Origin of the sequence: Massilia aurea (genome assembly GCF_024753205.1) — a bacterium.
Taxonomy (GTDB): Bacteria; Pseudomonadota; Gammaproteobacteria; order Burkholderiales; family Burkholderiaceae_D; genus Telluria; species Telluria aurea.
On record NZ_JANUGZ010000001.1, the window covers coordinates 899,386 to 926,071 of the forward strand.

A 26,686-nucleotide genomic window follows, 5' to 3' on the forward strand; every position below is an offset into this window, starting at 1 on the left:
GGTGTCGTCAAGCCGCTGTTCCATGCACCCACGAAGCCAATCATGATCTTCTCGAAAAAACACGTGAACTACGAATCCGAGCACACCAAGTTCATCTCGGAACTGAAGAAACAGCATCCAGAGATGGACGCTGGCCAGGTGGCCGGCCGCGCGCTGCTGTGGGACAAGGCCCCCGTCTCGCTCGACGAACAGGCACGCACTGAAGAGTCGCGCCTGCGTCAGCGAGCCTATCCGTACCAGAACAAGGTCTGAGGACGGACGCGCGCATGATGCCCAACGGGGCGGCTGACGGGCACCAGGTGCCTGTCCAGCCCGCCATGGAAACACCGCATCCTGCGCCGGCCGACGCCACCCTGGCACGCCTGTACGGCGAACCGCTCACGCGCTTGCCGAATGACTTGTATATCCCGCCCGATGCGCTCGAGATCTTTCTTGACGCATTTGAAGGGCCGCTCGATCTGCTGCTGTACCTGATCCGGCGGCAAAACTTCAATATTCTCGACATCCCGATGGCGCAGGTCACCCTGCAATACCTCGTCTATGTCGAGCAGATCCGCAAAAGCAATCTCGAGCTGGCGGCAGAGTATCTGCTGATGGCGGCGATGCTGATCGAGATCAAGTCGCGCATGCTGCTGCCCAAGCGCCAGGACGACTTGATCGAAGACGCAGGCGACCCGCGCGCCGAGCTGGTGCGCCGTCTGCTGGACTATGAGCAGATCAAGACCGCCGCCGTAGCTCTGGGCAATGTGCCGCAGGAAGGCCGCGACTTTGTCCGGCCCGAGCTGTTCGTCGAACAGGGCCTGGTCCAGCCGCTGCCCGATGTCGATCCGTGGGATTTGCAGCGCGCCTGGCTCGATGTCTTGCGCCGCGCCAAGCTGACCCAGCATCACCGGATCGGCCGCCAGGAATTATCGGTGCGCGAGCACATGTCGGCCATCCTGCGCACGCTGCAGTCGCAGCGCTTCGTCGAGTTCGGCGACCTGTTCGCGGGCCAGCACACGGTGCCGATTGTCGTCGTGCACTTCGTCGCGATGCTTGAACTTGCCAAAGAAACCTTGATTGAAATTACCCAGGCCGAACCGTTTGCACCGATCTACGTGCGACTGGCCTATTCGCCGGCATAACGCCGGCTTCTCCTGACCCGATCCATCATGAAAATCATCTCTTCCATCGACGAACTGCGCGACCAGCTCAGCGGCCAACTGCGCACGGCATTCGTGCCGACGATGGGCAATCTGCACGAAGGCCACCTGTCGCTGATGCGCCTGGCGCGCCGCCATGGCGACCCGGTCGTCGCGTCGATCTTCGTCAACCGCCTGCAATTCGGCCCCAACGAAGACTTCGACAAGTACCCGCGCACATTCCACGAAGACGTGGCCAAGCTGGAAAAAGAAGGTGTCTACGTGCTGTTCGCGCCCACCGAGAAGGATCTGTACCCGGAGCCGCAAGAGTACCGTGTGCGCCCGCCTGACGGCCTGGGCAGCACGCTGGAAGGCGAATTCCGCCCCGGCTTCTTTGAAGGTGTCTGCACCGTGGTCACCAAGCTGTTCTCGTGCGTGCAGCCGCGCGTGGCCGTGTTCGGCAAGAAGGATTATCAGCAGCTGATGATCGTGCGGAATATGGCGCGCCAGTTCGCCATGCCAACCCAGATCATCGGCGCCGAAACCTATCGCGCGGAGGATGGCCTGGCACTGTCTTCGCGCAATGGGTATCTGTCGGCGACCGAGCGGACTGAAGCGCCGACCCTGTACCAGAACCTGAATGCAGTGGCCGACAGCGTGCGTGGCGGCGAGCGCGATATCGCGCAAGTCGAAGCGCGCGCAATGGCGGCGCTGGCCGAGCGTGGCTGGAAACCTGATTACATCTCGGTGCGCAAGCGCGGCGACCTGCAGGCCCCGGACGCGGCCGACCTGACGAATGGCGCGCCGCTGGTCGTGCTTGCCGCAGCCAAGCTGGGCAACACGCGCCTGATCGACAATCTGGAAATCTGATCGTTTGGGCCGCCCTGCCGGCCTCAGCCCGCCGGGCAGCCCTGGCGCACCAGCGCTGCCTTCAATTCCCGCTTGAACCCGGTGTAATCGACGGCTTTCTGCACATAGTCGTCGACACCCAGCGCCTGGGCGCGTTCACGATCGGCCGCAAGGCCAGACCCCGACACGACGATGACGGGCATTCCGGCCAGGGACTCGGCGCGCAGGCGCGCCAGCAGCTCGAACCCGTCGACCTGCGGCATCTTGATGTCCAGGAGCAGCAGATCGAAGCGCTGATCGCGGATCATCTGGAACGCTTCTGCCCCATCGCTTGCCACGACCAGCTGGTGGTCGAACGCAAACTCTTGCAGGGCCAATCGCGTCAGCATGACATCGATGCCCAGATCGTCGACCAGGAGAATATTTTTCATCCGGCATGCTAGCAGAGCCGCCAAACGGACGCCGCCACGTATGCACAGGGGGCGACAGGCTACCCGTCCAGTCCCACGCTCTGCGCCCACGCCAGCGCCGACAGATGCGCCTCATTGACGTCGGACGGGCTCAGCGCCAAGTTAGCGGCGAGCGACGCCACCAGGTTCGAGTTCAGTTCGCACGCTTCGGCCAGCGCGAGATACGGCCCGTAACTGCCTTCGCGCTTCGTCAGTGCCTTGACGACTTCATCGGGCAACTGGATTGCATCGAGCACTTCCTGCATCGACAGGCCCAGCAGCCGGTCGAGCAGCGAGAACATGCCGGCGACGAACAGGTGTTCGCCGGCACCCCGGCCGAGGGCTTTTTGTCCCAGCAATTCAGCCAGGCGGCCGCGCACGACGGCCGTTTCCATCAGCACCGGCGAATACCCGCTGGCACTGGCCGTGGCCAGCAGCAGCACCAGCCAGCGGTACAGCGGCGCGTAGCCGAGCAGCGAGATGGCCTGGCGCAGCGACTGGACTTCGCGCCCTGCCCCAAAGCCGGCGGTATTGATGTAGCGCAGCAGCTTGTAGGTCAGCGCCGGATCGCGTTTGAGCACGCTTTCGAGCCGGCCAACGTCGTCATTGGCCTGCACCATCTGCATCAGTTGCAGGATGATTTGCTGGCTCGGGTTCATGCCCTTGACGGGATTGCCGGGCCGCGGGGTCAGGTGCAGCTTGCCGACAAAGGCATCCAGGCCAAGTGCAGCGCAGGCGTCGAAATCGGCCCATGTGCCCACCGGCCGCCCAACCATGCGCAGCGACGAATGCTTGGCGCTCGCATAGGTGCGGGCCTGATCGGCCACGTCGACGCCGGTAAAGCGCACTTCGACATACGAAGCGTACGGCGCCAGGTTGCGCCCCAGCAGTGTGAGATCGCAACCGCGGATGGCCACGCCCACGCCACCGGCGCGCACCGCTTGCACGGCCGAGCGCACGTCGACGTCGGCCAATTGGCGAATATCGAAGGCGAGGACGGTGCGATCCGGCGGCAGCGCGTGCAGCGCGTCGGTCGACAGCATGGCTGGCACGGCGTCCAGGAACAGGATCTTGTCGCGCAGCAGCCAACCCTGGTCAACATGGTTGACGTGCTCGGCGACGAAACCGACCAGGCCTTCGAGGTCGGGGCCGGTCGGGATGAGACCGTCGTGCTGTTGCCACGACAGCTCGTAGCCGAGAACGCGCTGCCGGGGATCGAGCAGCGGTTCACGGACAATGAAGTTGGTGCGATACATGGGGGCGCCGTTTTAAATTGCTCGGCGCAAGCTCAAAACCCGAGACTGTCGAGCAGGTCGTCGACCTGCCCCTGGTTTGCCACGACTTCGGTGCCGGTCGGCTTGATTTGCGGACCGTTCATCAGGCCATTGTCCAGTTCCCGCTTGATCTCGCTTGGTGCGAAATCGATCAGGACCTGGACCAGCTGCTTTTCGAGGTTCTGGGCAATGCCCGTGATGCGGCCGATGACCTGGCCCGTGAGATCCTGGAAGTCCTGGGCCATCATGATGCTCATCAGCTCGCTGCGGGTGGCAACCGCCCCTGCACGCGACTCCTCCAGACCGGCAATCGTGCGCTGCGCCATCGCGCGCCACTGCGCATCCGTTGCCTCGGTTGCAGGCGCATCGAGCAGCGCCTGCCAACCTGCCTTGAGGTCGGTCGAACGCGTTTCGATGGCATCCTGCAGCGGACCGGCCGCGTCGGTGGCGTCCAGCACCTTCTTGGCGGCCTGTTCGGACAAATGCGCCACGTAGTCGAGCCGGTCGCGCGCATCGGGGATGTCGCTGGCAGCCTTCTCGATCAGCTTGTCGAGGCCCAGGCCGCGCAGATTCTCGTGCAGCGCGCGGGTCATGTGACCGACCCGGCTCAGCACCTCATCGTGCGACGACGCGCCGGCAACAGGCGCGGTGTTCTGCTCAACCATTTCAGGCTCCGGCTTTGTCCAGTTTCTCGAAAATCTTGTTGAGCTTTTCGTCCAGCGTCGCCGCCGTGAATGGCTTGACGACATAGCCGCTGGCGCCTGCCTGTGCTGCAGCGATGATGTTTTCCTTCTTCGCTTCGGCGGTCACCATCAGCACCGGCAGCTTGGCCAGTGCAGGGTCGGCGCGAATGTGCTGCAGCATCGTCAGACCGTCCATGTTCGGCATATTCCAGTCCGACACGACGAAGTCGAACGATTCACTGCGCAGTTTTGCCAGCGCCATGACGCCATCTTCTGCTTCGTCGACGTTGGCATAACCCAGTTCTTTCAACAGATTCCGGACGATGCGTCGCATCGTCGAGAAATCGTCAACAACCAGAAAACGCATCTTTGGATCAGCCATGAATTACTCCGTTTGAATCTACTAATTTGGTTTGTTGGGTAAGCTACTTTTACAGACGCAAGAATAGCATTTTTGTTGCTCTGCGGCGATAAAATAGCCCACAAAGCATGGAAGGATGATGAATTCAGTTCAAACACGCAACGCCCGGCTGCCTTGGGCGGCCAGATGGTCGAGTACGAGGCGCGGTAAAGCCTGTAATGGACCGACTTCGTGGGCTGCGCCGATGGCAATCGCTTCACGCGGCATACCAAACACGACACAGCTCGCTTCGTCCTGCGCGAAGTTGTGGGCGCCGGCTTCGCGCATCTCGAGCATGCCCGCCGCGCCGTCCTTGCCCATCCCGGTCAGGATAACACCAACGGCGTTTTTACCGGCCGCCTGCGCAGCGGAACGGAACAACACGTCGACCGATGGCCGGTGACGATTCACGGGCGGACTCTGCTCGATGCGCGTCATGTAATTTGCGCCGGAGCGCACCAGCAACAGGTGCGAATGACCAGGCGCGATGTACGCGTGGCCAGGCAGCACACGCTCGTTGCCGGCCGACTCGACCACGCTGATCTTGCACAGCGAATCGAGGCGCTTGGCGAACGACGTGGTAAAGCCTTCCGGCATGTGCTGGGCAATCAGGATGCCCGGGCAATCGGACGGCATCTGCATCAAAAATTCGCGGATCGCTTCGGTGCCGCCGGTCGAGGCGCCGATGATGATCAGTTTTTCGGAAGAAATAAGAGGACTCCTCAGCGCCGACAGCTGCGTGCTGGCCACCTGGGGCGTGCGGCTGCGCGGGGCGATGCGCGCACGCGCCGCGCCGCGAATCTTGTCGGCGATCATGTCGGCATACTCGCGCATGCCGCTCTGGATCGATATCTTGGGCTTGGTGACGAAGTCGACCGCGCCAAGTTCCAGCGCGCGCATCGTGATTTCCGAGCCGCGCTCGGTCAGCGACGACACCATCAGCACCGGCATCGGGCGCAGGCGCATCAGCTTTTCGAGAAAGTCGAGGCCATCCATCTTGGGCATCTCGACGTCGAGCGTCAGCACGTCCGGATTGTGTTTCTTGATCAGCTCGCGCGCGACAAGGGGATCGGGCGCCGTGGCCACCACTTCCATATCGGGTTGCGAATTGACGATCTCGCTCATCACGCTGCGGATCAGTGCCGAGTCGTCGACGATCAGGACCTTGATTTTCATGGTGTCTCCGTAGTTGCTCAGAACAGATCGATCGCGCCGCCGACGGGTTCGACCTTGAGTCGCTTGGCGTAATCGAGTTCGCGCTTGGCCAGCGTATCGTTATGGGTCTGCATCAGCTTCTTGACCAGCACCTTGCCCGTGCGCGGGAAGAAAAACACCTTGCGCGGGTAGATGTCATTGAGGTCTTCGGCCAGCACCGGAATCCGTTCGGTTTTCAGGAACTGCATGACGAACGCGGCATTGCGCTCGCCGACGTTCATCGCGGTAAAGCCGCGCAGCACGGCGCCGCCGCCAAACACCTTCGCTTCGAGGTGTTCACGGCGCGCGCCGGCCTTGAGCAGATCGTTGATCAGGATTTCCATGGCGAAGGTGCCGTAGCGCATCGAGGCCGATACCGGATTGTTGGGCTCGGCCGCGCCGTCGGGCAGCATGAAATGGTTCATGCCGCCCAGGCCCGTGACGCGGTCGCGGATGCAGGCCGACACGCACGAGCCGAGCACGGTCGAGATCAGCATGTTCTCTTTGGTATAAAAATACTCGCCGGGCAGGATCTTGGCGGCATCGATCGCGAACGTGCGGTCGTGGTACAGATTGGTTGCGAATTGGCTGTTCATGGTCGCCCTTCGTTCTTACGCCGTGCGCGCGTCGAGTTCGTACACGGTCTTGCCGCGCAGGCGCAGGGAATCGGACACGTACAGGAAGTTTTCGGAGTGGCCGGCAAACAGCAGACCGTGGCCCTTCATCAGCGGCACGAAGCGGCTCAGGATGGTGCGCTGGGTCGGCTTGTCGAAATAGATCATCACGTTGCGGCAAAAGATCGCGTCGAACTGCCCGTCCAGCGGCCAGCCATCGGCCAGCAGATTGAGCGGCTTGAACGTGACGAGCGAGCGCAGCTCGGGGCGGATGCGCACCATGCCTTCGTGGGCGCCCTTGCCGCGCAAGAAGAAGCGGCGCAGGCGTTCCGGCGACACCTTCTCGATGCGCTCCATCGGGTACACGCCATTGGAGGCCGTGGCCAGCACATTGGTGTCGATGTCGGTGGCGATGATCTCGACTTTGGGCGTGAGCGTGTTGAACGCTTCGCAGGCCGTCATCGCAATCGAATACGGCTCTTCGCCGGTGGACGCGGCCGAGCACCAGATGCGCAGCGGGCGCGAATCCTTCTTGTGCAGCGCCACCAGGTGATCGAGCAGCAGCGGGAAGTGATGCGCCTCGCGGAAGAACGACGTCAGGTTGGTGGTCAGCGCGTTGGTGAACGACTCCCACTCGCGGTCCATGCGCCCTGCTTCCAGGTCGTCCAGGTAACGCGTGAACGACTGGATGCCGGTGGCGCGCAGGCGCCGGGCCAGGCGGCTGTAGACCATCTCCTGCTTGCTGTCGGCCAGCGAGATGCCGGCGCGCTGGTGAATCAGCGCGCGCACCCGTTCGAAATCACGCCGGGTGAAATCGAACTCTTTATTGGTTTCTGTTTTCTGCTGCGGCACTGTGCGTGACTTTCTTGAATACGATGGCGGGCTGGATGAGCCGGCCGGATTGTTGTGCTTGGTGCCGACGCAGACGGTGGCTTACGCCGCCAGCTTGTCGATCAGGCCCATTTCGCTCGACGACATCAGCTTGTCGATGTCGACCAGGATCAGCATGCGCTCATCGACGGTGCCCAGGCCAATCATGTAGTCCGAATTGAAGGCGCTGCCCATTTCCGGGGCCGGCTTGATCTGGTCCGGCGTGAGCGTGGTGACGTCCGACACGCTGTCGACCACCATGCCCATGATGCGGCCACCGATGTTCAGGATGATCACGACCGTGAACTGGTCATACACCGGGGTGCCCAGCTTGAACTTGATGCGCATGTCGACCACGGGAATGATGATGCCGCGCAGATTGATCACGCCCTTGATGAATTCGGGAGCGTTGGCGATGCGGGTCACGGCTTCGTAGCCGCGGATTTCCTGCACCTTCAGGATGTCGATGCCGTATTCTTCCGAACCCAGGGTGAAGGCAAGGAATTCGCTGCCGGCGCCGTCGTGCGCGGTGCCGTCGGTCGAGAGGGTGTTTGCCAGGTTGGACATGGTATTCCTTTGTTTGCAGTGAAAATAAAAATTTATTGAACGACGGGGTCGTCGGCCAGCTGGCGCGACGAGCGCACCAGCGCTGCCACGTCGAGGATCAGGGCGACACCACCGTCGCCCATGATGGTTGCGCCGGAAATCCCGGCCACTTTACGGTAATTCGCTTCCAGGTTCTTGACCACCACCTGCTGCTGCCCGACCAGTTCGTCCACGAACAGCGCGGCCTTCTTGCCCTCGGTTTCGAGGATGACGACGATGCCGTCGGACGGGTCGCGGTGCACCGGTTCGATATCGAACATCTGGTACAGCGGGATCATCGGCAGGTATTCGCCGCGCACTTTCAGCACGCGCCCGCGCCCGGCGATTTCGCGCACGTCCTCGGGCGTCGGCTGCAGCGATTCGACCACGAACGACAGCGGCAAAATATAGATTTCTTCGCCGCTGCGGATCGACATGCCGTCCAGGATCGCCAGCGTCAGCGGCAGCGAAATCGAGATCGTCGTGCCGAAACCGGCTGCCGAGCGGATGTCGACCGTGCCGCCCATCGCGGTGATATTGCGCTTGACGACATCCATGCCCACGCCGCGGCCCGACACGTCGGTCACGGTATCGGCGGTCGAGAAGCCCGGTGCGAAAATCAGTTGCCAGACTTCGGCGTCCGTCATCGTGTCGGACACGGCCAGCCCGTTCTGGGCCGCCTTGGCCAGGATTTTTTCGCGGTTCAGGCCGGCGCCATCGTCAGCCACTTCGATGACGATATGCCCGCCCTGGTGCCCGGCCGACAGGAACAGGCGCCCAGCTTCGCTCTTGCCCGCGGCAATGCGCGCGGCCGGCATCTCGACGCCATGGTCGATCGAATTGCGCACCAGGTGCGTCAGCGGATCGACGATCCGCTCGATCAGGCCTTTATCCAGTTCGGTGGCCGCGCCATTGGTGATGAAGTCGACCTTCTTGCCGAGCTTGCCGGCCAGGTCGCGCACCATGCGCGGGAAGCGCGAAAACACGAAGTCCATCGGCATCATGCGGATCGACATCACCGCCTCTTGCAGCTCGCGCGTGTTGCGGTCGAGCTGGCTGACCGACGACAGCAGGCGCTCGTGCAGGATCGGATCGAGCACGGCGCTGCGCTGCTCGAGCATCGCATTGGTGATGACGAGTTCGCCGATCAGGTTGATCAGCTGGTCGACTTTTTCGACGGACACGCGGATGGACGACGACTCGTTCTTGTCGTCCTTGCGCGCGGCTTTCTTTTCCAGCGCCAGTTCGGCCAGGTGCTCAACGACGTTCTGGGCTTGCGTGGCAAGCGCCGCCACCGGCTCCGGCGCGCTCTCGACGATGCCGGCCGCAGCGCGGATCTGCTCGATCGGCTGAAAGAAGCCGTAGCCCAGTTCATCTTCGGACGGCTCGCCCGCGGCAGGCGCCACATCGTCGTCCGGGCCGAAGAAGCCATAGCCCTGGTCGTCTTCGATCCGCTTGCGCTCGGCCGCTTCGATCAGCCGCTGCTCTGGGGTGAGCGCCGGCGCTTCGAAGATTTTCAGGTCATCGGGGTCGAGCACGAACGAGCAGATCGCGATGATGTCGTCCAGGCTTTCCAGCGTCGTGATGATGACGGCGGTGCGCCCGCCATCGAGCGGCGCGACCGAGATCCGGCCCATCAGGCCCAGCTCGTCGACGAGCGCATCGATGTCGCGCTGCGCCACTTGCGGCAGCTCGATCTTGTAGCGGTGCGCGCCTTCGGTGGGCACTTCAACGCGTGCCGGCGCCGACAGGTAGGACGGTGCAACGACCGGCGCGACCGGCACGACGCCTTCGGCCAGGTCGTGCAGCGCCATGCGCACATTGGCGACGACTTCCTGGTCGACCTGCTTGCCATGGCGATGGCCGTCGAGCTGCATCTTGAGCGCGTCCTTGGCCGCCAAAAACGCGTCCACGTGGTTCGAGGTCAGCGCCATCTCGCCCTTGCGGATACGGTCCAGCAGGGACTCAAGCACGTGGGTCACGTCGCACATATCGGTCAGGCCGAAGGTCGATGCGCCGCCCTTGACCGAGTGCGCGGTGCGGAAGATCGCGTTCAGATCTTCGGCGTCGGGCGCTGCCAGATCGACGCCCAGCAGCAGGCGCTCCATTTCGGCGAGCAGTTCTTCTGCTTCGTCGAAAAAGACCTGGTAAAACTGGCTGATGTCGATGCTCATGGGGATGTCCGCTCGTGGTTGCCTAAGCCAAAATTCATGGCTTAACCGATCACTTTTTTGACCACCTCGATCAGGCGCTGCGGATCGAACGGCTTGACCAGCCAGCCATTGGCGCCGGCAGCACGGCCCTTGGATTTCATTTCGTCCGACGACTCGGTGGTGAGCATCAGGATGGGCGTCTTCGCGTAGCCGGGCAGCGAGCGCAGCGACTTGATCAGCGCCAGGCCGTCCATCTTCGGCATGTTCTGGTCGGTCAGCACCAGGTCGACGGCCTGCAGCTTCGCCTTGTCGAGGCCGTCCTGGCCGTCCACGGCTTCCACCACATGGTAGCCGGCTGCCTTCAGACTGAAAGCCACCATCTGGCGTAGTGAACTGGAATCGTCGACTGCGAGAATCGTTTTTGCCATCTTGTGCTCCTGCTGTTTTTACACCGGGCGGACCCGGGTTGAATTGGTTGTTAGGTGACTACGGGGCGGCGGCGCGGTCAGAACAGCTCGACGTCGCCGCTTTCCAGGTGTTTCTGTTCGACCGACCTGCGCAGCTTGCTGCGTAGTTGCAGCGACTGGATCGCCAGTGCGACGCTGACCTGGCCCAGCCGGTCGACGATTTCGTCGCTGCCGTGCTCTGGCGTGATCCCTTCGCCATGGTCGTTCAACGTGCCCAGAAAGTCGCGCAAGCCCGCCACGCGGCGCAGCGTACGCTCGATTAGTTGCGCCGTCAGGTCCTGGAACTGCATGCTGGTGATCGCCGTGTTCACGTGCTCGCTCACATCGTCCGACATCGAGCCCAGCAGCGCGCGATCCTCAAGCGACAGCGTGCCCCCGGCGAGCATGCGGTCGATTGCTTCCTGGCGCGCGCCGACGACGGCGTGCACCGCCACGAAGCTGCCGGTGAGCTTGTCGATGGCTTCTTCGAGCAGCAGTTCGGTCTGGAGCAGATCGGCTTCCACTTCGGTCAGGTGGCGCCGGCCATGCACCGACACGCCTGAGAGCAGGCGCTTGACGTGCGATCCGAGTATCTTTTTTCTTGTCATCGTGTTCTCTCCAAACCTGCCCGCACAGCGTCGGTCATCGCGGTTTCACCGCATTTAGCGTTGCCGTCGCTGCTGCCTCGACATCCTCGGCCGGCACGTCCAGTGTGGACGCATCGCGCCGCACCGCGTCTTCGGTGCGCTTGTTCATGACGATGATGCTGATACGCCGGTTGATGGGGCTGAACGGGTCGGTGGCATCCAGGTGCGCGGCCGAGGCCAGCCCGACCACGCGCAGCACCTTGTCGTCCTGCAGGCCGCCCAGCACCATCTCGCGGCGCGACGCGTTGGCGCGGTCGGCCGACAGTTCCCAGTTGCTGTAGCCGGCGTCGCTGTGATACGGCGTCGAATCGGTATGCCCCGAAATTCCCAGCTTGTTCGGCACCTCGTTGAGCACCATGCCGATGATGTGCAGGATTTCCTTCGTGTACGGCTGCAGCTCGGCCTTGGCCATCGCGAACATCGGGCGGTTCTTTTCATCGACGATCTGGATGCGCAAGCCTTCGCTGGTGATGTCGAGCAGCAGCTGGTTCTGGTACTTCTTGAGCATCGGATTGACTTCGATGGCCGACTCGATGCGCGCCTTCAGGTTTTTCAGGCGCTCGCCTTCTTCGCGCGCCAGTGCGGCCTTGGCCGCCTGCAGGTCGTAGCTCTTGTTGGCCGGTGCCGAGTCGCCGCGCTTGACCTGGCCGGCGGTGCGCGTCAGGTCTTCGCCGCCGCCCTTGATCACCGACGACGAGTCGCCCGAGCCGGAGCCACCCTGCATTGCCACCTTGAGCGGGGTCTTGAAGTATTCCGAGATGCCCACCAGGTCGCCCTTGGCGGTCGAGCCCAGCAGCCACATGAGCAGGAAGAACGCCATCATCGCGGTCACGAAGTCGGCGTACGCAATTTTCCAGGCGCCGCCGTGGTGGCCGGCGGCCACCTTCTTGATGCGCTTGATGACGATGGGACGTGCGTTGTCGTCAGCCACGCTCATGCTCCCTGGTGTACGCCGGCGAAAGATCGAATGCGGTCATCGCGGCTTACTTCTTCTTCTTGATGTGTTCTTCGAGCTCGGCGAAGGTCGGGCGCTCGGTCGAGTACAGCACCTTGCGGCCGAATTCGACGGCCAGCGCCGGCGCATAGCCGTTCAGGCTCGCCAGCAGCGTCACCTTCACACACTGGAACATCTTGGTCGACTCTTCGAGTTTCTGCTCCAGCACGGTGGACAGCGGGCTGACGAATGCATAGGCCAGCAAAATACCCAGGAAGGTACCGACCAGCGCCTTGGCGATCAGGATGCCCAGCTCGGCCGGCGGCAAGCCGACCGATTCCATCGTGTGGACCACGCCCATCACCGCCGCCACGATACCGAAGGCCGGCAGGCCGTCGCCGATCTTGGCAATCACGTGGGCCGGAATAGCGCCTTCGTGGTGGTGCGTCTCAATCTCGTTGTCCATCAGGTTTTCGATCTGCATCGCGTCCATATTGCCGGACACCATCAGGCGCAGGTAATCGGTCATGAATTCGACGATGTGATGGTCGGACACGACAGCCGGGTACTTGGAAAACAGCGGCGATGCGTCCGGGGCTTCGATATCGCCCTCGATCGACATCAGGCCTTCCTTGCGGACCTTGGACAGCACGTCGAATTGCAGCGCCATGAGTTCCATGTACATGTCTTTCGTGTACTTCGAGCCCTTGAAGATGCTGGGAAACGCCTTGAGCGTCGCCTTGATTGCCTTGCCGCTGTTGCCGACGAACAGAGCGCCGAACGCGGCGCCGCCGATCATCAACAGCTCGATGGGCTGCCACAGCGATGCAAGGTGACCACCCGCCAAGGCAAAGCCACCAAACACGCAGGCACAGACGATGATGTAACCAACAATAACTAACAAAGGATTTTGCTCCAGAAAACCCGTGCCGTGTCGCGACATGTCGACTCGGAACCGGTAATTTCAGAAAATGTTTATTCAGGGAATTACTTTAGCTGGAGAAGTGCTGTCCGGCAAGCAAAACCACCCTGGAAACTCACCGTTTGTCTCTTAAAAGTCCCATATATACAAAGCAGGTCCACCTGTGTACGGATGCACAACACGCGTCGGTGTTTGTCCGACAACGATGAATTCGTAACTGAAAAGCATCGAACCGGGACGCATCTCACGCGCAGCCTTGCGCCACAGCGCGGTCATCGCGACCGGGGACAGGTAGGCAAACACGGCGTCATAGTCGCCCAGGTCGAGCTGTTCATAGTCGCCACGGATGAAGACAGCCGGGCTGCGCGCCAGCTTCGCGCGCACGAAGCTGGCCAGCCATGGCAGGGGCGCAAGCTCGATGCCCTCGATGCGCGCGTTCGAACGGCGGCGCTGCAGCGCCAGCACCAGCCCGCCGATGCCGCTGCCGATGTCGATCACGCGCAGCGTCCTGCCCTGCGGCAGCGCGGCATCGACGGCCTCCCACACCTTGCGGCCGGACGGGTAATACGGCACCTGCGTGCGGTAGGTCGACCAGTACAGCAGCAACAGGAACACGAAGATGACGAGAAATGCCAGCGGCGGTATCGCCAGCGTGCTGGTGGCCAGCAGGGCCAGCGGAAAACCGAACTGGATCGCGCGCCACCAGATCGCCAGGCCGCGCCACCAGGTCAGGCCTGCCGCAAGCAGACCCTGGACCAGCGCCACGTGCCAGTACGAGACGGTCAGGCCGCCCGTGGCGAGCAGGTAGATGACGGCGAGCGTGAGGGGAAAGGCAGCGAGCTGCAGCAGCAGCGCCCGGACTGCGGGCGCGCCCAGCAGGCGCCGGGGCGACGGGGAAGACGGTGATGCGGGCAAGGCAGGCTGCCGGCGTGCTGGATCAGGCCGGGCCCAAGCCGGCGGCCCTGCCCTCGGCCTCTTCGTCGGCGCGCGCCTGGTCGAGCGCTTCCTTGGCCTTGCGCGTCTTGCCTGCGCGTGACGGCATGTGGCACAGCCCACACAGGTAGTCGCTGTTGAGATCGAGGGCATTGACGATGAACTTGCCCTGGCACTTGCTGCAGGGGGCCAGCTGCAGCATGCCGCCATTGAAGAAGCGTACCAGCGTCCAGGCGCGCGTAAGCGAGAGCAACGGCTCTTCGTTCGGCGCCGGCGGCATTTGTTCGAGGTAGAGTTTGTAGGCCTTCATGACGGCCTGGATGCCGGTGGCGCCGGCATGCTCCACCAGGAACTGGTGGATATTGATGAACAACGACGAATGGATATTCGGTTGCCAGGTCAGGAACCAGTCGGTCGAGAACGGCAGCATGCCCTTGGGTGGAGAGACACCCTTGAGCTCCTTGTACAGCTTGAGCAGGCGTTCGCGCGACAGCGAGACTTCGGTCTCGAGCAGTTGCAGGCGTGCGCCCAGGTTGATCAGTTCAATGGCGAGCTGGATTTCCTGCGCCTCGGTGACAACGCTCTTTTTACTCATGGCGATACGGCTCCCGGCACTGTCGGCCTTACAGCAAGACCGCTGACAGCGATTATACGATCTCTTCGACTGGCTGGCCGGCCATCAGGATGGCGGCGTGCGACTGGGCCAGGCTACGGTCCTTCGTGTGGCTCGTCAGCATCGACAGGATCGCGCTGTCGTCGAAGCGGAAGCGGGCCAGCATCATGTTGCCGCCAGCAAGCTTCAGGATTTGCGCATTGCTCATGCCTTCGATCAGGTCGGCGATGTCGGCCGAGACGCCCAGGCGGAAAATGGCGGTGACCTTGTCGGCACGGATCATTTGCTGTGCCAGCATCAGGTAGCTCAGGTTAGCGTCGCGAATTTCAGCCATCATGTCGTTCATCGTCATTTTCTCTCTCCAGTCGTTGTGTCGGCTGCCGTTGTGTTGCCGATGAGATAGATTCTGACCGTGGGGAAACTATTCACAAATTGGAGAAAGTCTGTATTTTCAGTCAGTGAACGACGAGACGGACCCATAGGAGTTTGTCTTACAAACCCATCTGGCTCCCTATGAAACCCTGGTAAAAATCAGGGCTGTTTGGTGCAGGAAAGCACCTTGATGATATGCAGCAACAAAACGAATTTGTCGCAATTTTGCCACTCGGCAACAGCCGCTAATCTCTTTAACGGCAGCTCGCGGGGCAACTTTAGGGTCTGATTGAAAAAATTTTCAACATTTTTGCAGCCACCCAAACTGCTCCACCCTGCCTGCTCTTCCATTTACGGCAGCCGCGCCGCCGACTTTAGGGCGATTCGCCACAATTTTTAAAAAATAGGTGCGATTCACTGCCTATCTGGGACTGTTATCGGACGGTCCTGCGGGAACTTTAGGGTTCGCTGCAAAAAATTTTGAACTTTTTTTCTTCGTATCGCCCCCCAGCCAAAAATCGTGCAATCCACGTTTTGCTTTATTATTAACACGATGCGCACTACCCCTACTCCCCTCAACCAGCCGTTCTCGGTGTACCTCGACCTGGTCCGCTTCCTTGCCGCGCTGGCCGTGGTACTGATGCATATGCGCATGTTCAGGCTGGTGACGATTCCCGGCTCCGAGCACTGGACACTGCTCGGCCGCGAATCGGTCATGGCCTTCTTCGTGTTGTCCGGCTTTGTCATCGCGTACACCACGCAGATGCGCCGCCCCGATGCACTCGACTTCACCGTCGCGCGCGCGGCACGGATCTATTCGGTCGCCCTGCCCGTGCTGCTGCTGGGCTTTCTGTGCGCTTACCTGAGCCAGGGCCCGCACGTCCCCGGCATGGACGCGAGCTACCAGGTGGCCAAACCCTGGTTCTATATCCCGTTTCACCTGCTGTTCATGGGCGACCTGTGGCGACTGTCCGAGCATCCGCCCTGGCTTGGCCCCTGGTGGTCGCTCAATTACGAGGTCTGGTTCTATGTACTGTTCGGCGTCGCCTGCTACGTGCGCCGTCCATGGCGCCTGCCGGCAATTGCCCTGCTGCTGGCCGTCATGGGTTACAAGCTGTGGCTCCTGCTGCCCGTCTGGCTGGCAGGGGTTGCGCTGTACCACTGGCAGGCGCGCTACAGCCTGGGCCGCACAGCGGCGCGCGCCGGCTGGGCGCTGAGCATGGTCTTGCTGGTGGCCTACGAGGCGTACGGCGTCGAGGAACTGCTGCGCGAGGCCGGGCGTGCCAGCTGGCTCGGCCAGTACGTCGCACTCGGCAACGCCGACCGTTTCCTGGCCGACTATGCCTTCGGCCTGATCGTCGTGCTCAACTTTGCCTGCGCCCGCTTCGCCGGTTTTACCGGCCTGCTGCGCGTGGCGCGGCCCATCCGGCTGTTCGCCGCCTATACGCTGACACTGTACCTGTCCCATGCGCTGGTACTGATCGGCTGGTCCGAGGTGTATCCGCATGATCCCGCCAGCGTGACTGACGTACTGGTCCTGGCGGCTGCAGTCGCCCTCGCTACTGCATTGCTCGGCATGCTGACCGAGCAGCGCAAGGACGTGTTCAAGCGCCTGTTCGAGCGCGCGCTGCGCCCGCTGCGGCGCCACGCTGGCGCCGGCGCCGACCAACCCCATCAAGGAGAAACAAGATGACATGTGACGTATTGATCCTGCCCGGCCTGTTCAACTCCGGTCCCCAGCACTGGCAATCGCTGTGGCACGAGCGTCATCCAGCATGGCGCCGCGCGGAGCACCGCGACTGGACCAACCCCGACCGCGACGAGTGGGTGGCCGAGATGGAAGAAGCCATCGCCGGCTGCAGCGGCGCTCCGGTGCTGGTCGCGCACAGCCTGGGCTGCATGCTGGTCGCGCATTGGGCGCTGTCCGGCTCGCCCCTGAAAGTGGCCGGCGCCCTTCTCGTAGCGCCCAGCGACGTCGAGCGGCCATCGTTCCCGATCCCTGCCCGCAACTGGGCGCCGGTCCCCCGCACGCCGCTGCCGTTTCCCAGCATGATCGTGGCGAGCACGAACGATCCGTATGCCAGCCTCGAGCGTACCCAGTCGTTTGCCGACGCCTGGGGCAGCAAACTGGTCGAGATCGGCGACGCCGGCCACGTCACCACCGATTCAGGGTATGGCGACTGGCCCGAAGGCTTGCGTTTGCTGGATGCGTTTTGCGCTGACATCAGCAAATAAACGATGACGATCCTGGACAGCGCGCGGCTGCGCTTCGAGCCAATGCAGGATGCCCATTACGACGGCCTGCGCCGGCTTAACAGTGATCCGCTCGTCATGCGCTTCATTTCCGTCCAGCCCGAAACACCCGACGACACGCACGCCGTGATTGCCCGGGTCAAGGCGCGCTGGGAAACACTCGGCTACGCGTGGTGGAGCCTGATCGAACGCGACTCGGGCGAGTTGATCGGCGCCGGCTGTATCCAGCATCTCGGGCACGACACATCCAACCCGCATGAAATCGGCTGGCGCCTGCGGCCCGATCGCTGGGGCCAGGGTTACGCGATCGAAGCAGCCGAGCGCATGGCACGCTTTGCCTTCGACGATCTGGGCGTACCGCTCCTCTGCGCGATCTGCGACCCTGAGAACGCCGCGTCGCGGCGCGTGATGGAAAAATTGGGCATGACGTATCGCGGCGTGGAAACGTGGCATGGCACGTCTGTCACGGCGTACGGCATCGACCGCGCCACCTGGGCGCGTCGTCATGGCGTGCATGCCTGAATGACCACCTTTCACGGCAGTTGCCACTGTGGTTCGGTACGCTATGAGGCCGACATCGACCTGGCCGCTGGCACGGTCAAGTGCGACTGCTCGATCTGCACCAAGCTGCGGTTCTGGGGCTGTGTCATCGCGCCGGCGGCATTTCGCCTGTTGCAGGGCAACGAGATGCTGCGCGACTACCGCTTCGGTGCGCGCCGTGATGGCCACGCGTTTTGCAGCGTGTGCGGCGTCCATGTCTTCACGACCGTCGCGGCGGGACCGTTCGTTGCGGTAACAGTCGCCAGCCTGGACGATCTGCCGGTCGATGCGCTGATGGCGGGTCCGGTGCGCTACATCGACGGGCGTAACGACAACTGGCATACAGCGCCAGCCGAGGTGCGTCACTTGTAGGTGGAGCAGCAGCGCGCAATCAGCGCTCACCAAAAAAAAAGCCACCGCTCCCGGTAACGGGAGCAGCGGCTTTTACACTAACGGATCAAGCGCTTACTTCGCGCCAGAGAGCAGCATTTCGTTGAGGCGCTTCACGAACGACGCCGGATTGCTCAGGCTGCCGCCTTCGGCCAGCATCGCCTGATCGAACAGGATGTGCGACCAGTCGGCAAAGCGTGGGCTCGTCGTGTCTTCGTACTTCAGGCGCTGCACCAGCGGGTGGTCCGGGTTGATCTCGAGGATCGGCTTGGATTCCGGCGCGTCCTGGCCCGCGGCCTTGAGCATGCGCAGCAGGTTGCCCGACAGCTCGTTGTCATCCGCCACCAGGCAGGCCGGCGAATCGGTCAGGCGGAACGTCACGCGTACTTCCTTGGCCTTCTCGCCCAGCGCGCCCTTCATGCTCTCGACCAGTTCCTTGTAACCGGCTTCGGTCTCGGCATGTTCCTTCTTCTCGGCCTCGTCTTCCAGCGCGCCCAGGTCCAGGCCGCCCTTGGCAACCGACACCAGTTCCTTGCCTTCGAACTCGGTGAAGAACGACAGCATCCACTCGTCGACGCGGTCGGTCATCAGGATGACTTCGACGCCCTTCTTGCGGAAGATTTCCAGGTGCGGGCTGTTCTTGCCGGCGTTGTAGTTATCAGCCGTGACGTAATAGATCTTGTCCTGGCCTTCTTTCATGCGGCCGATATAGTCGGTGAACGAGACGGTCTGGGCGTCTGAGTCATTTGCGGTCGACGCAAAGCGCAGCAGCTTGGCGATGCGGTCCTTGTTGGTCGCATCTTCGCCCACGCCCTCCTTGAGCACCTGGCCGAATTCCTTCCAGAAGGTCGCGTACTTGTCCTTGCCGGCTTGCTCTTCCGAGTTCGCCATTTCTTCCAGCATACCCAGCACGCGCTTGGTTGAGCCTTCGCGGATCACGCGCACGTCGCGCGACTCCTGCAGGATTTCACGCGAGACGTTCAGTGGCAGGTCGCTCGAGTCGATCACGCCCTTGATGAAGCGCAGATAGGTCGGCATCAGCTGCTCGGCGTCGTCCATGATGAAGACGCGCTTGACGTACAGCTTGATGCCGCCGCGCTTGTTGCGGTCCCACAGGTCGAACGGCGCGTGCGCTGGCACGTACAGCAGCTGCGTGTATTCGCTGCGGCCCTCGACCCGGTTGTGGGTGTAGGTCAGCGGTTCCTGGAAGTCGTGCGAAACGTGCTTGTAGAACTCGTTGTACTGCTCTTCGGTGATGTCGTTCTTCGAACGTGCCCACAGTGCGCTGGCCTGGTTCACGGTCTCGACGTCGTCCTTCAGGACGGTTTCTTTCTTTTCTTCGTCCCACTCTTCTTTCTGCATCACGATCGGCAGCGAGATGTGGTCGGAGTATTTGCGGATGATCGACTTGAGCTTCCAGGCCGACAGCAGTTCTTCTTCGCCGTCGCGCAGGTGCAGGATCACGTCTGTGCCGCGACCGGCCTTTTCGATCTGTTCGATGCTGTAGTCGCCTTCACCGGCAGACTCCCAGCGCACGCCTTCGGATGCATCCGCGCCTGCGCGGCGGGTTTCGACGGTGATTTTCGACGCGACGATGAAGCCCGAATAGAAGCCCACGCCGAATTGGCCGATCAGCGCCGCGTCCTGCTGCTGGTCGCCGGAGAGCTTGCTGAAGAATTCCTTGGTGCCCGACTTGGCGATGGTGCCCAGGTGCGAGATCACTTCGTCACGGTTCATGCCGATACCGTTGTCCGAGATCGTGATCGTCTTGGCGGCGGCGTCGAACGCCACCTTGATTTTCAGTTCGTGGTCGTTGCCGTACAGGGCGTCGTTGTTGATCGCCTCGAAGCGCAGCTTGTCGGAGGCATCCGACGCGTTCGAGATCAGTTCGCGCAGGAAGATTTCCTTGTTGGAGTACAAGGAGTGAATCATCAGTTGCAGCAGCTGTTTTACTTCAGCCTGAAATCCAAGGGTTTCTTTTTCGGCATGTGCCATCTTGTTCCTCGTTAAAGACAATAGGGGTTGGTCAGACCCGGACGCATATGTGGCCCTGCCGGGGGATTTCAAGAGATATTTTTGATAAGCAATATCGCGCGGCGCCCATGACTCCCGACATGGGTGCCCCCAAAAGCCGGTGATTGGGCAGTGCCGCCGGCTCGACGTACAATACCGGATTCATTCACGCACCCTGGAAATTCCATGACCGTCTACGACAAACTCAAAGAACTGAACATCACGCTGGAAGCGCCAGCCACCCCGGCCGCAGCCTACGTCATGTACGTCCAGACCGGCAACCTCGTGTTCATCTCGGGCCACATCGCCAAGAATGCCGACGGTTCGCCGAACGCCGGCATCCTGGGCCGCGACAAGACCACCGCGGACGGCCAGGCTGCTGCACGCTCGGTCGCCATCGACCTGATCGGCACGCTGCAGGAAGCCGTCGGCGGCGACCTGACCCGCGTCAAGCGCATCGTCAAGCTCATGAGCCTGGTCGCATCGACCCCGGAGTACAACGAACAGCACCTGGTCACGAACGGCGCGTCGGAGCTGATCGGCGAGGTATTTGGCGACGCCGGCAAGCACGCGCGTTCGGCCTTTGGCGTCGCATCGCTGCCGCGTGGCACCTGCGTCGAAATCGAAATGATCGTCGAAGTGGCATAAACACAGCGTTTGTGTGGCAATAACCGGCGCACATTCGCCGGTGTTTCCTTTACTGTCATTACGGGTGGCGCTGACCCGGCGCCGTCCGCCGACAAGAGATCGCCTACCCGGCGTGTTCTATAATGGCCCGGCACGACCGTGCCCCTTCCTGCGAGACAAGTATGAAAATCGAAAACCCCAATCCTATCCAGTGGCAGTTCTCGGAACGCGCCGCGCAGCTGCAAAGCTCCTTCATCCGCGAAATCCTGAAGATCACCCAGCGTCCGGACATCATTTCGTTCGCCGGCGGCCTGCCATCGCCTGCGACCTTCCCGGTCGAGCGCATGAAAGCGGCCTATGACAAGGTGCTGAGCGAGGCCGGCAAAGTGGCGCTGCAATACGGCCCGACCGACGGTTACGCGCCACTGCGCGAATGGATTGCCAATTCGTTGTCGACAGAAGGCTCGACCATCCTGCCGGAACAGATCCTGATGACGTCCGGCTCGCAACAGGCGCTCGACCTGCTCGGCAAGGTGCTGGTCGACGAAGGCAGCCGCGTGCTGGTCGAAACCCCGAGCTACCTGGGCGCGCTGCAGGCGTTCTCGGTGTACCGCCCCGAATTCAAATCGGTCGACACCGACGAACATGGCCTGGTGCCGTCGTCGATCGACGCCGTCGCCAAGGGCGCACGCATGCTGTATTCGCTGCCGAACTTCCAGAACCCGACCGGCCGCAGCCTGTCGCTCGAGCGCCGTCGCGAACTGGTGGAAACCTGCGCACGCCTGGCCATCCCGCTGATCGAGGACGATCCGTACGGTTCGCTGTCGTACCGCGGCGAGCCGATGCCGAAGATGGTCGCGATGAACCCGGACGGCGTCATCTACATGGGCTCGTTCTCGAAGGTGCTCACGCCCGGCATTCGCCTGGGCTATGTGTGCGCCCCGCTGCCGCTGGTGCGCCGCCTCGAGCTGGCCAAGCAGGCCGCCGACCTGCACACCGCGCAGCTCACGCAGATGGTCGTGCATGAAGTCGTCAAGGACGGTTTCCTCGACGAGCACATCCCGACCATCCGCAAGCTGTACAGCGACCAGTGCCAGTGCATGCTCGACGCGATGAAAGAACATTTCCCGACGAGCGTCAGCTGGACCGAACCGGAAGGCGGCATGTTCATCTGGGTCACGCTGCCACAGCAGATCGACGCCATGAAACTGCTCGAGCAGTCGCTGGCCGCCAAAGTGGCCTTCGTGCCGGGCGCGCCGTTCTATGCCAACGATCCGGCGTCGAACACGCTGCGCCTGTCGTTCGTGACGGTGCCGCCGGAACGCATCCGCGAAGGCATCGCCATCCTCGGCAAGCTCATCGCCGGCATGCTGTAATACCCCCAATTGGCCCGCGAATCATTCGCGGGCCAATCACGGTTCAGTTGCATTATTGCAACAACTGTATCGCATAGTGGGTTTCTGGCAAGATCAGTTGTCTGATTACTTCGGATTGCGGTTATGATTTCCGCACACTGATGAGGTCTTTCCGCAATTGATGATGCACCCTGCTCTAGCGCTTGCAGCTCCGGCGCGCCAATCCGCCATTCTGATCGTCGACGACGCCCCCGACAGCGTCGGCCTGTTGCAGGACATGATGCGACAGCAGGGTTACCAGACCTTCGTCGCCGGCACCGGCAAACGCGCGCTCGACATCGCGCTGCGCGTGCAGCCCGACCTGATCCTGCTTGACGTCCGCCTGCCCGACCTCGACGGCCTGGAAATCTGCCGCCGCCTCAAGCGCGCGCCCGACACCGCCCATATTCCCGTCATCTTCATCACCGAATGTGGCGAGACCGATGACGTCGTCGCCGGCTTCGACACTGGCGCCGCCGATTACATCGCCAAACCCGTGCGCATGGCCGAAGTCTGCGCGCGTGTGCGCGCCCAGCTGCGCCTGCGCAGCAGCAGCGACAGCCAGAAACAGCAAGCCGAGCGCCTCCAGCTGGTCGTCGACGGGATGGATGAAGGCCTGATGCTCGTCGACGCAAGCGGGTGCATCGCCTTTGCCAACCCCGCCAGCGAAGGCTTCCTGGCGCAGCCGCGCAGCCTGCTCGTCGGGCGCCCGCTGTGCGACCTGCTCGAGCCGCCGGCGGCCCACGACTACGCCGCCTTCTTCGCCAACCCGTCGGACGAGCATGCTGCTGCACGCTGCCGCGGCACGCGCGAAGTGCTGCTGCGCCAGCCCGACGGCGCACTGCGCGCGATCGACTTGGGCCTGTCGCCGATGGCCGGCGACGAAACCCTGTTCGTGATCCTGCTGCACGACATCACGCACCACAAGCAGTCCGAGACGGCGCTGCAGCATGCCGCGCTGGTCGACCCGCTCACACGCATCGCCAACCGCCGCCACTTCGACGCCTTTCTCGAAAAAGAATGGCAGCGCGCGATCAGGAACGGCCAGCCGCTGTCGCTGATCGTGATCGACGTCGACCATTTCAAGGGCTACAACGACAGCCTGGGCCACGCCGCCGGCGACACCTGCCTGCAGGCGATCGCCGAAGCGCTGCAATCGCATGCGATGCGCCCGACCGATCTGGCGGCGCGCTATGGCGGCGAGGAATTCGTCGTGCTGTTGGCCGATACCAGCGCCGCAAACGCCGCGAGTCTCGGTGAAACGATCCGCGCCCACATCGAGCGTCTGGCCATGCCGAACCCGCGCGCCGAGTGCGCCAGCGTGGTCACGGCCAGTGTGGGCGTGGCCTGCATCGTGCCGACGCTGTTCGACGATCTGCGCTCACTGTTCATCTCGGCCGACCGGGCCATGTACGAGGCCAAGGCGCGCGGGCGCAATCAGGTCGTCATGCTGCAGGCGGGGACGACGCTGGACACCGTGCGCGGCGGCCGCGCGCCCTGAGCCTGCCGGCTACACGGAAGGCGGCACCGCGTGCTGCAACCGCCAGGCCGCGATATACCGTTTTTCCTGCGCCTCCCACTGCGCATCGTCCCACCCCAGCTCTTTCTGACAGATCGCGCGCACCCGGCCCATGAGGGCGGCGCCGCCATCCGTCAGCTGGATGCCCAGGCGCGTGCGGCGCAGCAGCAGGTCGTCGAGGCGGTACACCTGTTCGGCGCGCGCCGCCCAGCGCAGCTCGGCCCACAGCGTGTGCGTGCCCGGAATGCATTCGAGCTCGCCTGCGTGGGCGGCGGAGAGCAGCGCCTTGACGTGCGCGCCGTGGCGGCCCGTCAGCCGGCGCAGCACATTGGGCGGGAGGTCGCGCCGCGCCGGCGCACTGGCGCGCGCAAACACGGCGCCACGCTCGGTGCGCATCTGCCACCCCGGCAACTGGCGCGCCGCTTCGCGCAGCACGTCGCGCGCGGCCAGGCGGAACGTGGTCAGCGTGCCGCCCGCGACCGACACCAGGCCGGGTTCGGACCACACCAGATGCTCGCGCTTGTCGCTGATCGATACGCCGTCGCTGCCGCTGTCGAACACGAGGCGCACGCCGGCAAACGTGGCCAGCACGTCGGCATCGACCAGCGCCAGCGGCGCGAACTGGGCCTGCACGGCCGCCATCAGGTAATCGAATTCGCGGCGCGTGATGCTCGGCTGGGCGTTGACGTCGTCGGCCTGGTCGATGTCGGCCGTGCCCACCAGCGTCACGCCCTCCCACGGAAACGCAAACACGGGACGACCGTCGAGCGGATGCAGCAGGCTGACGGCTTCGGTCAGTGGCAGGCGGTCGGCCGGCAGCAGCAGGTGGCTGCCGCGCAGCCAGCGCAGGCGCGGCGCATTGTCGTTGGCGCCAGCGTTGGCAGGCGCCGGCGGCGCGCCGGTAGCGTCGATCACCAGGCGGGCGCGCACGGCAGTCTCGGCGCCGGTGCGCTCGTCGCGCAGCAAGGCGCCATGCACCTTACCGCCATCGCGCACGAGCGATTGCACCGTCACATAATTGCAGGCCACCGCGCCATGGGTGCGCGCCTCGCCCAGCACGCGCAGCACGAGGCGCGCATCGTCGGTCTTGGCGTCGGTATAGCGGATGCTGCCGGCGCTGCGCGGATCGGGCGCATCCGGCGCCGGTTTGCGCAGCGCGTCCTGGCGCTGCCATTGCGGTTCGCGCCGGCCCGTGAGCAGGTCGACCACGCGCAGCATCGACAGCAGGCCCAGGCGACGCGTGAGGTCGGCGCCATGGTTGGCGAACGCGAATGGCTGCGCATCGACCAGACCGGGCGCTGCGCGCAGCAGCGCCTCGCGCTCGGCCACCGCATCGCGCGTGCGGCGCAGGCTGCCAGCAGCCAGATAGCGCAGGCCGCCATGCATCAGTTTCGACGAGCGGCTCGAGGTGCCGCAGCCAAAGTCGGCCTGCTCGACCAGCAGCGTTTTGAGGCCGCGCCGCGCCGCTTCGAGCAGGACGCCGGCGCCCGTGATGCCGCCGCCGATCACGAGCACGTCCCAATCGCGCGGTGGCGGGAACGTCATCATGGCCGCACCATACAGGCGGTGCGCATGCAGCCGTCGGGGCCGGACCGGCGCAACACCACACATCGCCGGGCATCCAGCGCCCGGGGCCGGTCTTGCAGTCGCACCGCCATTACCTTGTTACTCCAGCCATTCCAACGCTGCATCGATACGCTTCCCGTTATACTGGGCACAAGTTGCCCTTTTTGCCAGACTAGTCAGGGCTTCGCCAACTGTATTGCGCATTCATGCCATCGCCTTGCTCCATCACGCCACACTTGCCCAATCACGCCCGCGTGACTGGCGCCTACCTGCAGGCGCTGCTCGATGCTGCGCTCGCACGCGGTGTGACGCGCGACGCGCTTGCTGACGCCGTTGGCCTTGCCGCGGATGCACTCGAGCCGCTCCCCGCCACCCTGCCGACAGCACGCTACATCGCCCTGCTCGATGCTGGCGCGCGACTGGCAAACGATCCGTTTTTCGGCCTGCATGTCGGTGAACAGGTGCGGCCCGCAACCTACAGCGCATACGGCCTGCTGCTACTGGCCTGCAGCAGTTTCGGCCATGCGATGGCGCTGACCCAGCGCTATGAATCGCTCGCGCATGACCTGGGCCGCAGCCGGCTGGGGATCGAAGGCCCGCAGGCACAGTATGAATGGATTAGCCGCTATCCGGACGCTACGCGTCACCTGGCCGAAAGCGTGTATGCCGGCATTGCCGTGTTCGGCAGTTGGATGGCAGGCCGACCGCTGACACCTCAGGCGATGCGCTTCCGGCACGCCGATCCCGGCCACGGCCACGACGAATACCGGCGCGTGCTGGGCAGTGTGCCCACCTTCGACGCGCCGCGCCACTGCGCTGCCTTCGACGTGGCGCTACTCGACATGCCAGTGCCGAACGCCGACCCCAGCCTTTATCCGGTACTCCACCAGCATGCCGAGGGACTGCTGGCGCAGCGCGCCAAGGGTGTTGACGGCATCGTGGCGCTGGTGACGGCTGCGCTGACGCAACGGCTGCCCGATGGCCAGGCACGCCTGGCGCCGGTGGCGGCAGAACTGGGATTGTCGGTGCGCACATTGCAGCGCAAGCTGGCCGACGCCGGCTCGAGCTTCCAGCAGGTGCTCGATGGCGTGCGCTTCGCTCTTGCGCAGGACTATTTGCGGCGGCGCGAGCTGGGGCTGGCCGACGTCGCTTTTTTGCTGGGATTTCAGGACCAGAGCGCGTTCACGCACGCGTTTCGCGAGTGGAGCGGGGTCAATCCCGGCGCATGGCGCACGCAGGCTGCGGTGGCACGGCCATTGGCGGCTCCAACAGCGTGATCGGGTGGCGGCCGGCGCAGATCCTGGTCAGGCGGCTTGGCATCGTCG

Annotated in this window: 30 protein-coding genes; 11 read left to right on the forward strand and 19 right to left on the reverse strand. The window is 63.3% G+C overall.

The window, feature by feature from the left end; translation table 11 throughout:
* Positions 1 to 42: 42 nt before the first annotated feature.
* The 3 genes from NX775_RS03765 to panC are packed head-to-tail and all read left to right on the forward strand — an operon-like array spanning position 43 to position 1,991.
* Positions 43 to 252 (forward strand): DUF3460 family protein, encoded by a 210-nt coding sequence (locus NX775_RS03765; protein ID WP_183558098.1) that lies wholly within the window; start codon positions 43 to 45, stop codon positions 250 to 252.
* Positions 253 to 266: 14 nt separating this feature from the next.
* Entirely contained in the window at positions 267 to 1,124 is an 858-nt protein-coding gene (locus NX775_RS03770; protein ID WP_370660558.1) for a segregation and condensation protein A, read from the forward strand.
* A gap of 27 nt (positions 1,125 to 1,151) precedes the next feature.
* Positions 1,152 to 1,991, forward strand: coding sequence for a pantoate--beta-alanine ligase (panC, locus tag NX775_RS03775; RefSeq protein WP_258834771.1), 840 nt, complete (start codon positions 1,152 to 1,154; stop codon positions 1,989 to 1,991).
* Positions 1,992 to 2,014: 23 nt separating this feature from the next.
* Here panC and NX775_RS03780 read toward each other — a convergent pair whose 3' ends face one another.
* From NX775_RS03780 to NX775_RS03860, 17 genes are all read right to left on the reverse strand, one after another.
* Positions 2,015 to 2,401, reverse strand: a complete 387-nt coding sequence (locus tag NX775_RS03780) for a response regulator (RefSeq protein WP_258834772.1) — start codon at positions 2,399 to 2,401, stop codon at positions 2,015 to 2,017.
* 59 nt (positions 2,402 to 2,460) lie between these two features.
* Positions 2,461 to 3,675: an EAL and HDOD domain-containing protein gene (locus NX775_RS03785; protein WP_258834773.1), complete on the reverse strand. Its 1,215-nt coding sequence runs from the start codon at positions 3,673 to 3,675 to the stop codon at positions 2,461 to 2,463.
* Between the two features lie 32 nt (positions 3,676 to 3,707).
* The gene (cheZ, locus tag NX775_RS03790) at positions 3,708 to 4,358 is read right to left on the reverse strand and encodes a protein phosphatase CheZ (RefSeq protein WP_258834774.1); all 651 of its coding nucleotides are present in this window, start codon (positions 4,356 to 4,358) and stop codon (positions 3,708 to 3,710) included.
* 1 nt (position 4,359) lies between these two features.
* The gene (gene cheY / locus NX775_RS03795) at positions 4,360 to 4,758 is read right to left on the reverse strand and encodes a chemotaxis response regulator CheY (RefSeq protein ID WP_183558083.1); all 399 of its coding nucleotides are present in this window, start codon (positions 4,756 to 4,758) and stop codon (positions 4,360 to 4,362) included.
* A gap of 129 nt (positions 4,759 to 4,887) precedes the next feature.
* A complete protein-coding gene (locus tag NX775_RS03800; RefSeq protein WP_183558080.1) occupies positions 4,888 to 5,952 on the reverse strand; it encodes a protein-glutamate methylesterase/protein-glutamine glutaminase in 1,065 nt (354 codons plus the stop codon).
* Positions 5,953 to 5,969: 17 nt separating this feature from the next.
* The gene (gene cheD / locus NX775_RS03805; protein ID WP_183558077.1) at positions 5,970 to 6,566 is read right to left on the reverse strand and encodes a chemoreceptor glutamine deamidase CheD; all 597 of its coding nucleotides are present in this window, start codon (positions 6,564 to 6,566) and stop codon (positions 5,970 to 5,972) included.
* Between the two features lie 15 nt (positions 6,567 to 6,581).
* A complete protein-coding gene (locus NX775_RS03810) occupies positions 6,582 to 7,436 on the reverse strand; it encodes a CheR family methyltransferase (protein WP_258834775.1) in 855 nt (284 codons plus the stop codon).
* 81 nt (positions 7,437 to 7,517) lie between these two features.
* Positions 7,518 to 8,021 (reverse strand): chemotaxis protein CheW, encoded by a 504-nt coding sequence (locus NX775_RS03815; protein WP_183558070.1) that lies wholly within the window; start codon positions 8,019 to 8,021, stop codon positions 7,518 to 7,520.
* A 32-nt stretch (positions 8,022 to 8,053) separates the two neighbouring features.
* On the reverse strand, positions 8,054 to 10,213 hold the full coding sequence (gene cheA, locus NX775_RS03820; RefSeq protein ID WP_258834776.1) for a chemotaxis protein CheA: 2,160 nt from the start codon (positions 10,211 to 10,213) through the stop codon (positions 8,054 to 8,056).
* A 41-nt stretch (positions 10,214 to 10,254) separates the two neighbouring features.
* A complete protein-coding gene (locus tag NX775_RS03825) occupies positions 10,255 to 10,620 on the reverse strand; it encodes a response regulator (protein WP_183558064.1) in 366 nt (121 codons plus the stop codon).
* A 77-nt stretch (positions 10,621 to 10,697) separates the two neighbouring features.
* On the reverse strand, positions 10,698 to 11,246 hold the full coding sequence (locus tag NX775_RS03830) for a chemotaxis protein (RefSeq protein WP_258834777.1): 549 nt from the start codon (positions 11,244 to 11,246) through the stop codon (positions 10,698 to 10,700).
* Positions 11,247 to 11,280: 34 nt separating this feature from the next.
* Positions 11,281 to 12,216 carry a flagellar motor protein MotB gene (gene motB, locus NX775_RS03835; protein WP_258835105.1) on the reverse strand — a complete coding sequence of 312 codons (936 nt, stop codon included), beginning with the start codon at positions 12,214 to 12,216 and terminating at the stop codon, positions 11,281 to 11,283.
* A gap of 52 nt (positions 12,217 to 12,268) precedes the next feature.
* On the reverse strand, positions 12,269 to 13,123 hold the full coding sequence (motA, locus tag NX775_RS03840) for a flagellar motor stator protein MotA (protein WP_258834778.1): 855 nt from the start codon (positions 13,121 to 13,123) through the stop codon (positions 12,269 to 12,271).
* A gap of 147 nt (positions 13,124 to 13,270) precedes the next feature.
* Entirely contained in the window at positions 13,271 to 14,056 is a 786-nt protein-coding gene (locus tag NX775_RS03845; RefSeq protein ID WP_258834779.1) for a class I SAM-dependent methyltransferase, read from the reverse strand.
* Positions 14,057 to 14,078: 22 nt separating this feature from the next.
* The gene (gene flhC, locus NX775_RS03850) at positions 14,079 to 14,669 is read right to left on the reverse strand and encodes a flagellar transcriptional regulator FlhC (protein WP_258834780.1); all 591 of its coding nucleotides are present in this window, start codon (positions 14,667 to 14,669) and stop codon (positions 14,079 to 14,081) included.
* A gap of 52 nt (positions 14,670 to 14,721) precedes the next feature.
* Complete coding sequence (flhD, locus tag NX775_RS03855) at positions 14,722 to 15,039, reverse strand: flagellar transcriptional regulator FlhD (protein ID WP_183558046.1); 318 nt, start codon at positions 15,037 to 15,039, stop codon at positions 14,722 to 14,724.
* Positions 15,040 to 15,218: 179 nt separating this feature from the next.
* The gene (locus NX775_RS03860) at positions 15,219 to 15,410 is read right to left on the reverse strand and encodes a hypothetical protein (protein WP_258834781.1); all 192 of its coding nucleotides are present in this window, start codon (positions 15,408 to 15,410) and stop codon (positions 15,219 to 15,221) included.
* 202 nt (positions 15,411 to 15,612) lie between these two features.
* On the opposite strand from NX775_RS03860, the gene NX775_RS03865 reads away from it, so the two are divergent.
* From NX775_RS03865 to NX775_RS03880, 4 genes are read left to right on the forward strand one after another with little or no spacing between them, the layout of a single operon-like run.
* Complete coding sequence (locus NX775_RS03865; RefSeq protein WP_258834782.1) at positions 15,613 to 16,752, forward strand: acyltransferase family protein; 1,140 nt, start codon at positions 15,613 to 15,615, stop codon at positions 16,750 to 16,752.
* Positions 16,749 to 17,294 carry an RBBP9/YdeN family alpha/beta hydrolase gene (locus NX775_RS03870; RefSeq protein ID WP_258834783.1) on the forward strand — a complete coding sequence of 182 codons (546 nt, stop codon included), beginning with the start codon at positions 16,749 to 16,751 and terminating at the stop codon, positions 17,292 to 17,294. The genes NX775_RS03865 and NX775_RS03870 overlap by 4 nt, the downstream gene beginning before the upstream one ends.
* Positions 17,295 to 17,297: 3 nt before the next feature.
* Complete coding sequence (locus NX775_RS03875; RefSeq protein WP_258834784.1) at positions 17,298 to 17,834, forward strand: GNAT family N-acetyltransferase; 537 nt, start codon at positions 17,298 to 17,300, stop codon at positions 17,832 to 17,834.
* Complete coding sequence (locus NX775_RS03880; RefSeq protein WP_258834785.1) at positions 17,835 to 18,224, forward strand: GFA family protein; 390 nt, start codon at positions 17,835 to 17,837, stop codon at positions 18,222 to 18,224.
* Between the two features lie 93 nt (positions 18,225 to 18,317).
* On the opposite strand, the gene htpG is transcribed toward NX775_RS03880, so the two are convergent.
* A complete protein-coding gene (htpG, locus tag NX775_RS03885) occupies positions 18,318 to 20,237 on the reverse strand; it encodes a molecular chaperone HtpG (RefSeq protein WP_258834786.1) in 1,920 nt (639 codons plus the stop codon).
* 204 nt (positions 20,238 to 20,441) lie between these two features.
* On the opposite strand from htpG, the gene NX775_RS03890 reads away from it, so the two are divergent.
* The 3 genes from NX775_RS03890 (at position 20,442) to NX775_RS03900 (ending at position 23,777) form a co-directional block, all read left to right on the forward strand.
* Entirely contained in the window at positions 20,442 to 20,903 is a 462-nt protein-coding gene (locus NX775_RS03890; RefSeq protein WP_258834787.1) for a RidA family protein, read from the forward strand.
* A gap of 161 nt (positions 20,904 to 21,064) precedes the next feature.
* A complete protein-coding gene (locus NX775_RS03895) occupies positions 21,065 to 22,258 on the forward strand; it encodes an aminotransferase-like domain-containing protein (RefSeq protein ID WP_258834788.1) in 1,194 nt (397 codons plus the stop codon).
* Positions 22,259 to 22,418: 160 nt separating this feature from the next.
* Positions 22,419 to 23,777 carry a diguanylate cyclase gene (locus tag NX775_RS03900; RefSeq protein WP_258834789.1) on the forward strand — a complete coding sequence of 453 codons (1,359 nt, stop codon included), beginning with the start codon at positions 22,419 to 22,421 and terminating at the stop codon, positions 23,775 to 23,777.
* Positions 23,778 to 23,786: 9 nt separating this feature from the next.
* Here the strand turns inward: NX775_RS03900 and NX775_RS03905 are convergent, their stop codons facing one another.
* Positions 23,787 to 25,343, reverse strand: a complete 1,557-nt coding sequence (locus tag NX775_RS03905; protein ID WP_258834790.1) for a glycerol-3-phosphate dehydrogenase/oxidase — start codon at positions 25,341 to 25,343, stop codon at positions 23,787 to 23,789.
* Positions 25,344 to 25,567: 224 nt separating this feature from the next.
* Here NX775_RS03905 and NX775_RS03910 point away from each other — a divergent pair, with 224 nt between their 5' ends.
* Positions 25,568 to 26,638, forward strand: coding sequence for an AraC family transcriptional regulator (locus NX775_RS03910; protein WP_258834791.1), 1,071 nt, complete (start codon positions 25,568 to 25,570; stop codon positions 26,636 to 26,638).
* The last annotated feature ends 48 nt before the right edge of the window (positions 26,639 to 26,686 follow it).

Coding starts and splice junctions, on each gene's coding strand:
- NX775_RS03765 (WP_183558098.1), top strand. CDS start 43: ATGATCTTCTCGAAAAAACACGTGAACTACGAATCCGAGCACACCAAG.
- NX775_RS03770 (WP_370660558.1), top strand. CDS start 267: ATGATGCCCAACGGGGCGGCTGACGGGCACCAGGTGCCTGTCCAGCCC.
- panC (WP_258834771.1), top strand. CDS start 1,152: ATGAAAATCATCTCTTCCATCGACGAACTGCGCGACCAGCTCAGCGGC.
- NX775_RS03780 (WP_258834772.1), bottom strand. CDS start 2,401: ATGAAAAATATTCTCCTGGTCGACGATCTGGGCATCGATGTCATGCTG.
- NX775_RS03785 (WP_258834773.1), bottom strand. CDS start 3,675: ATGTATCGCACCAACTTCATTGTCCGTGAACCGCTGCTCGATCCCCGG.
- cheZ (WP_258834774.1), bottom strand. CDS start 4,358: ATGGTTGAGCAGAACACCGCGCCTGTTGCCGGCGCGTCGTCGCACGAT.
- cheY (WP_183558083.1), bottom strand. CDS start 4,758: ATGGCTGATCCAAAGATGCGTTTTCTGGTTGTTGACGATTTCTCGACG.
- NX775_RS03800 (WP_183558080.1), bottom strand. CDS start 5,952: ATGAAAATCAAGGTCCTGATCGTCGACGACTCGGCACTGATCCGCAGC.
- cheD (WP_183558077.1), bottom strand. CDS start 6,566: ATGAACAGCCAATTCGCAACCAATCTGTACCACGACCGCACGTTCGCG.
- NX775_RS03815 (WP_183558070.1), bottom strand. CDS start 8,021: ATGTCCAACCTGGCAAACACCCTCTCGACCGACGGCACCGCGCACGAC.
- cheA (WP_258834776.1), bottom strand. CDS start 10,213: ATGAGCATCGACATCAGCCAGTTTTACCAGGTCTTTTTCGACGAAGCA.
- NX775_RS03825 (WP_183558064.1), bottom strand. CDS start 10,620: ATGGCAAAAACGATTCTCGCAGTCGACGATTCCAGTTCACTACGCCAG.
- NX775_RS03830 (WP_258834777.1), bottom strand. CDS start 11,246: ATGACAAGAAAAAAGATACTCGGATCGCACGTCAAGCGCCTGCTCTCA.
- flhC (WP_258834780.1), bottom strand. CDS start 14,669: ATGAGTAAAAAGAGCGTTGTCACCGAGGCGCAGGAAATCCAGCTCGCC.
- flhD (WP_183558046.1), bottom strand. CDS start 15,039: ATGACGATGAACGACATGATGGCTGAAATTCGCGACGCTAACCTGAGC.
- NX775_RS03860 (WP_258834781.1), bottom strand. CDS start 15,410: ATGGAAGAGCAGGCAGGGTGGAGCAGTTTGGGTGGCTGCAAAAATGTT.
- NX775_RS03865 (WP_258834782.1), top strand. CDS start 15,613: ATGCGCACTACCCCTACTCCCCTCAACCAGCCGTTCTCGGTGTACCTC.
- NX775_RS03870 (WP_258834783.1), top strand. CDS start 16,749: ATGACATGTGACGTATTGATCCTGCCCGGCCTGTTCAACTCCGGTCCC.
- NX775_RS03875 (WP_258834784.1), top strand. CDS start 17,298: ATGACGATCCTGGACAGCGCGCGGCTGCGCTTCGAGCCAATGCAGGAT.
- NX775_RS03880 (WP_258834785.1), top strand. CDS start 17,835: ATGACCACCTTTCACGGCAGTTGCCACTGTGGTTCGGTACGCTATGAG.
- htpG (WP_258834786.1), bottom strand. CDS start 20,237: ATGGCACATGCCGAAAAAGAAACCCTTGGATTTCAGGCTGAAGTAAAA.
- NX775_RS03890 (WP_258834787.1), top strand. CDS start 20,442: ATGACCGTCTACGACAAACTCAAAGAACTGAACATCACGCTGGAAGCG.
- NX775_RS03895 (WP_258834788.1), top strand. CDS start 21,065: ATGAAAATCGAAAACCCCAATCCTATCCAGTGGCAGTTCTCGGAACGC.
- NX775_RS03900 (WP_258834789.1), top strand. CDS start 22,419: ATGATGCACCCTGCTCTAGCGCTTGCAGCTCCGGCGCGCCAATCCGCC.
- NX775_RS03905 (WP_258834790.1), bottom strand. CDS start 25,343: ATGATGACGTTCCCGCCACCGCGCGATTGGGACGTGCTCGTGATCGGC.
- NX775_RS03910 (WP_258834791.1), top strand. CDS start 25,568: ATGCCATCGCCTTGCTCCATCACGCCACACTTGCCCAATCACGCCCGC.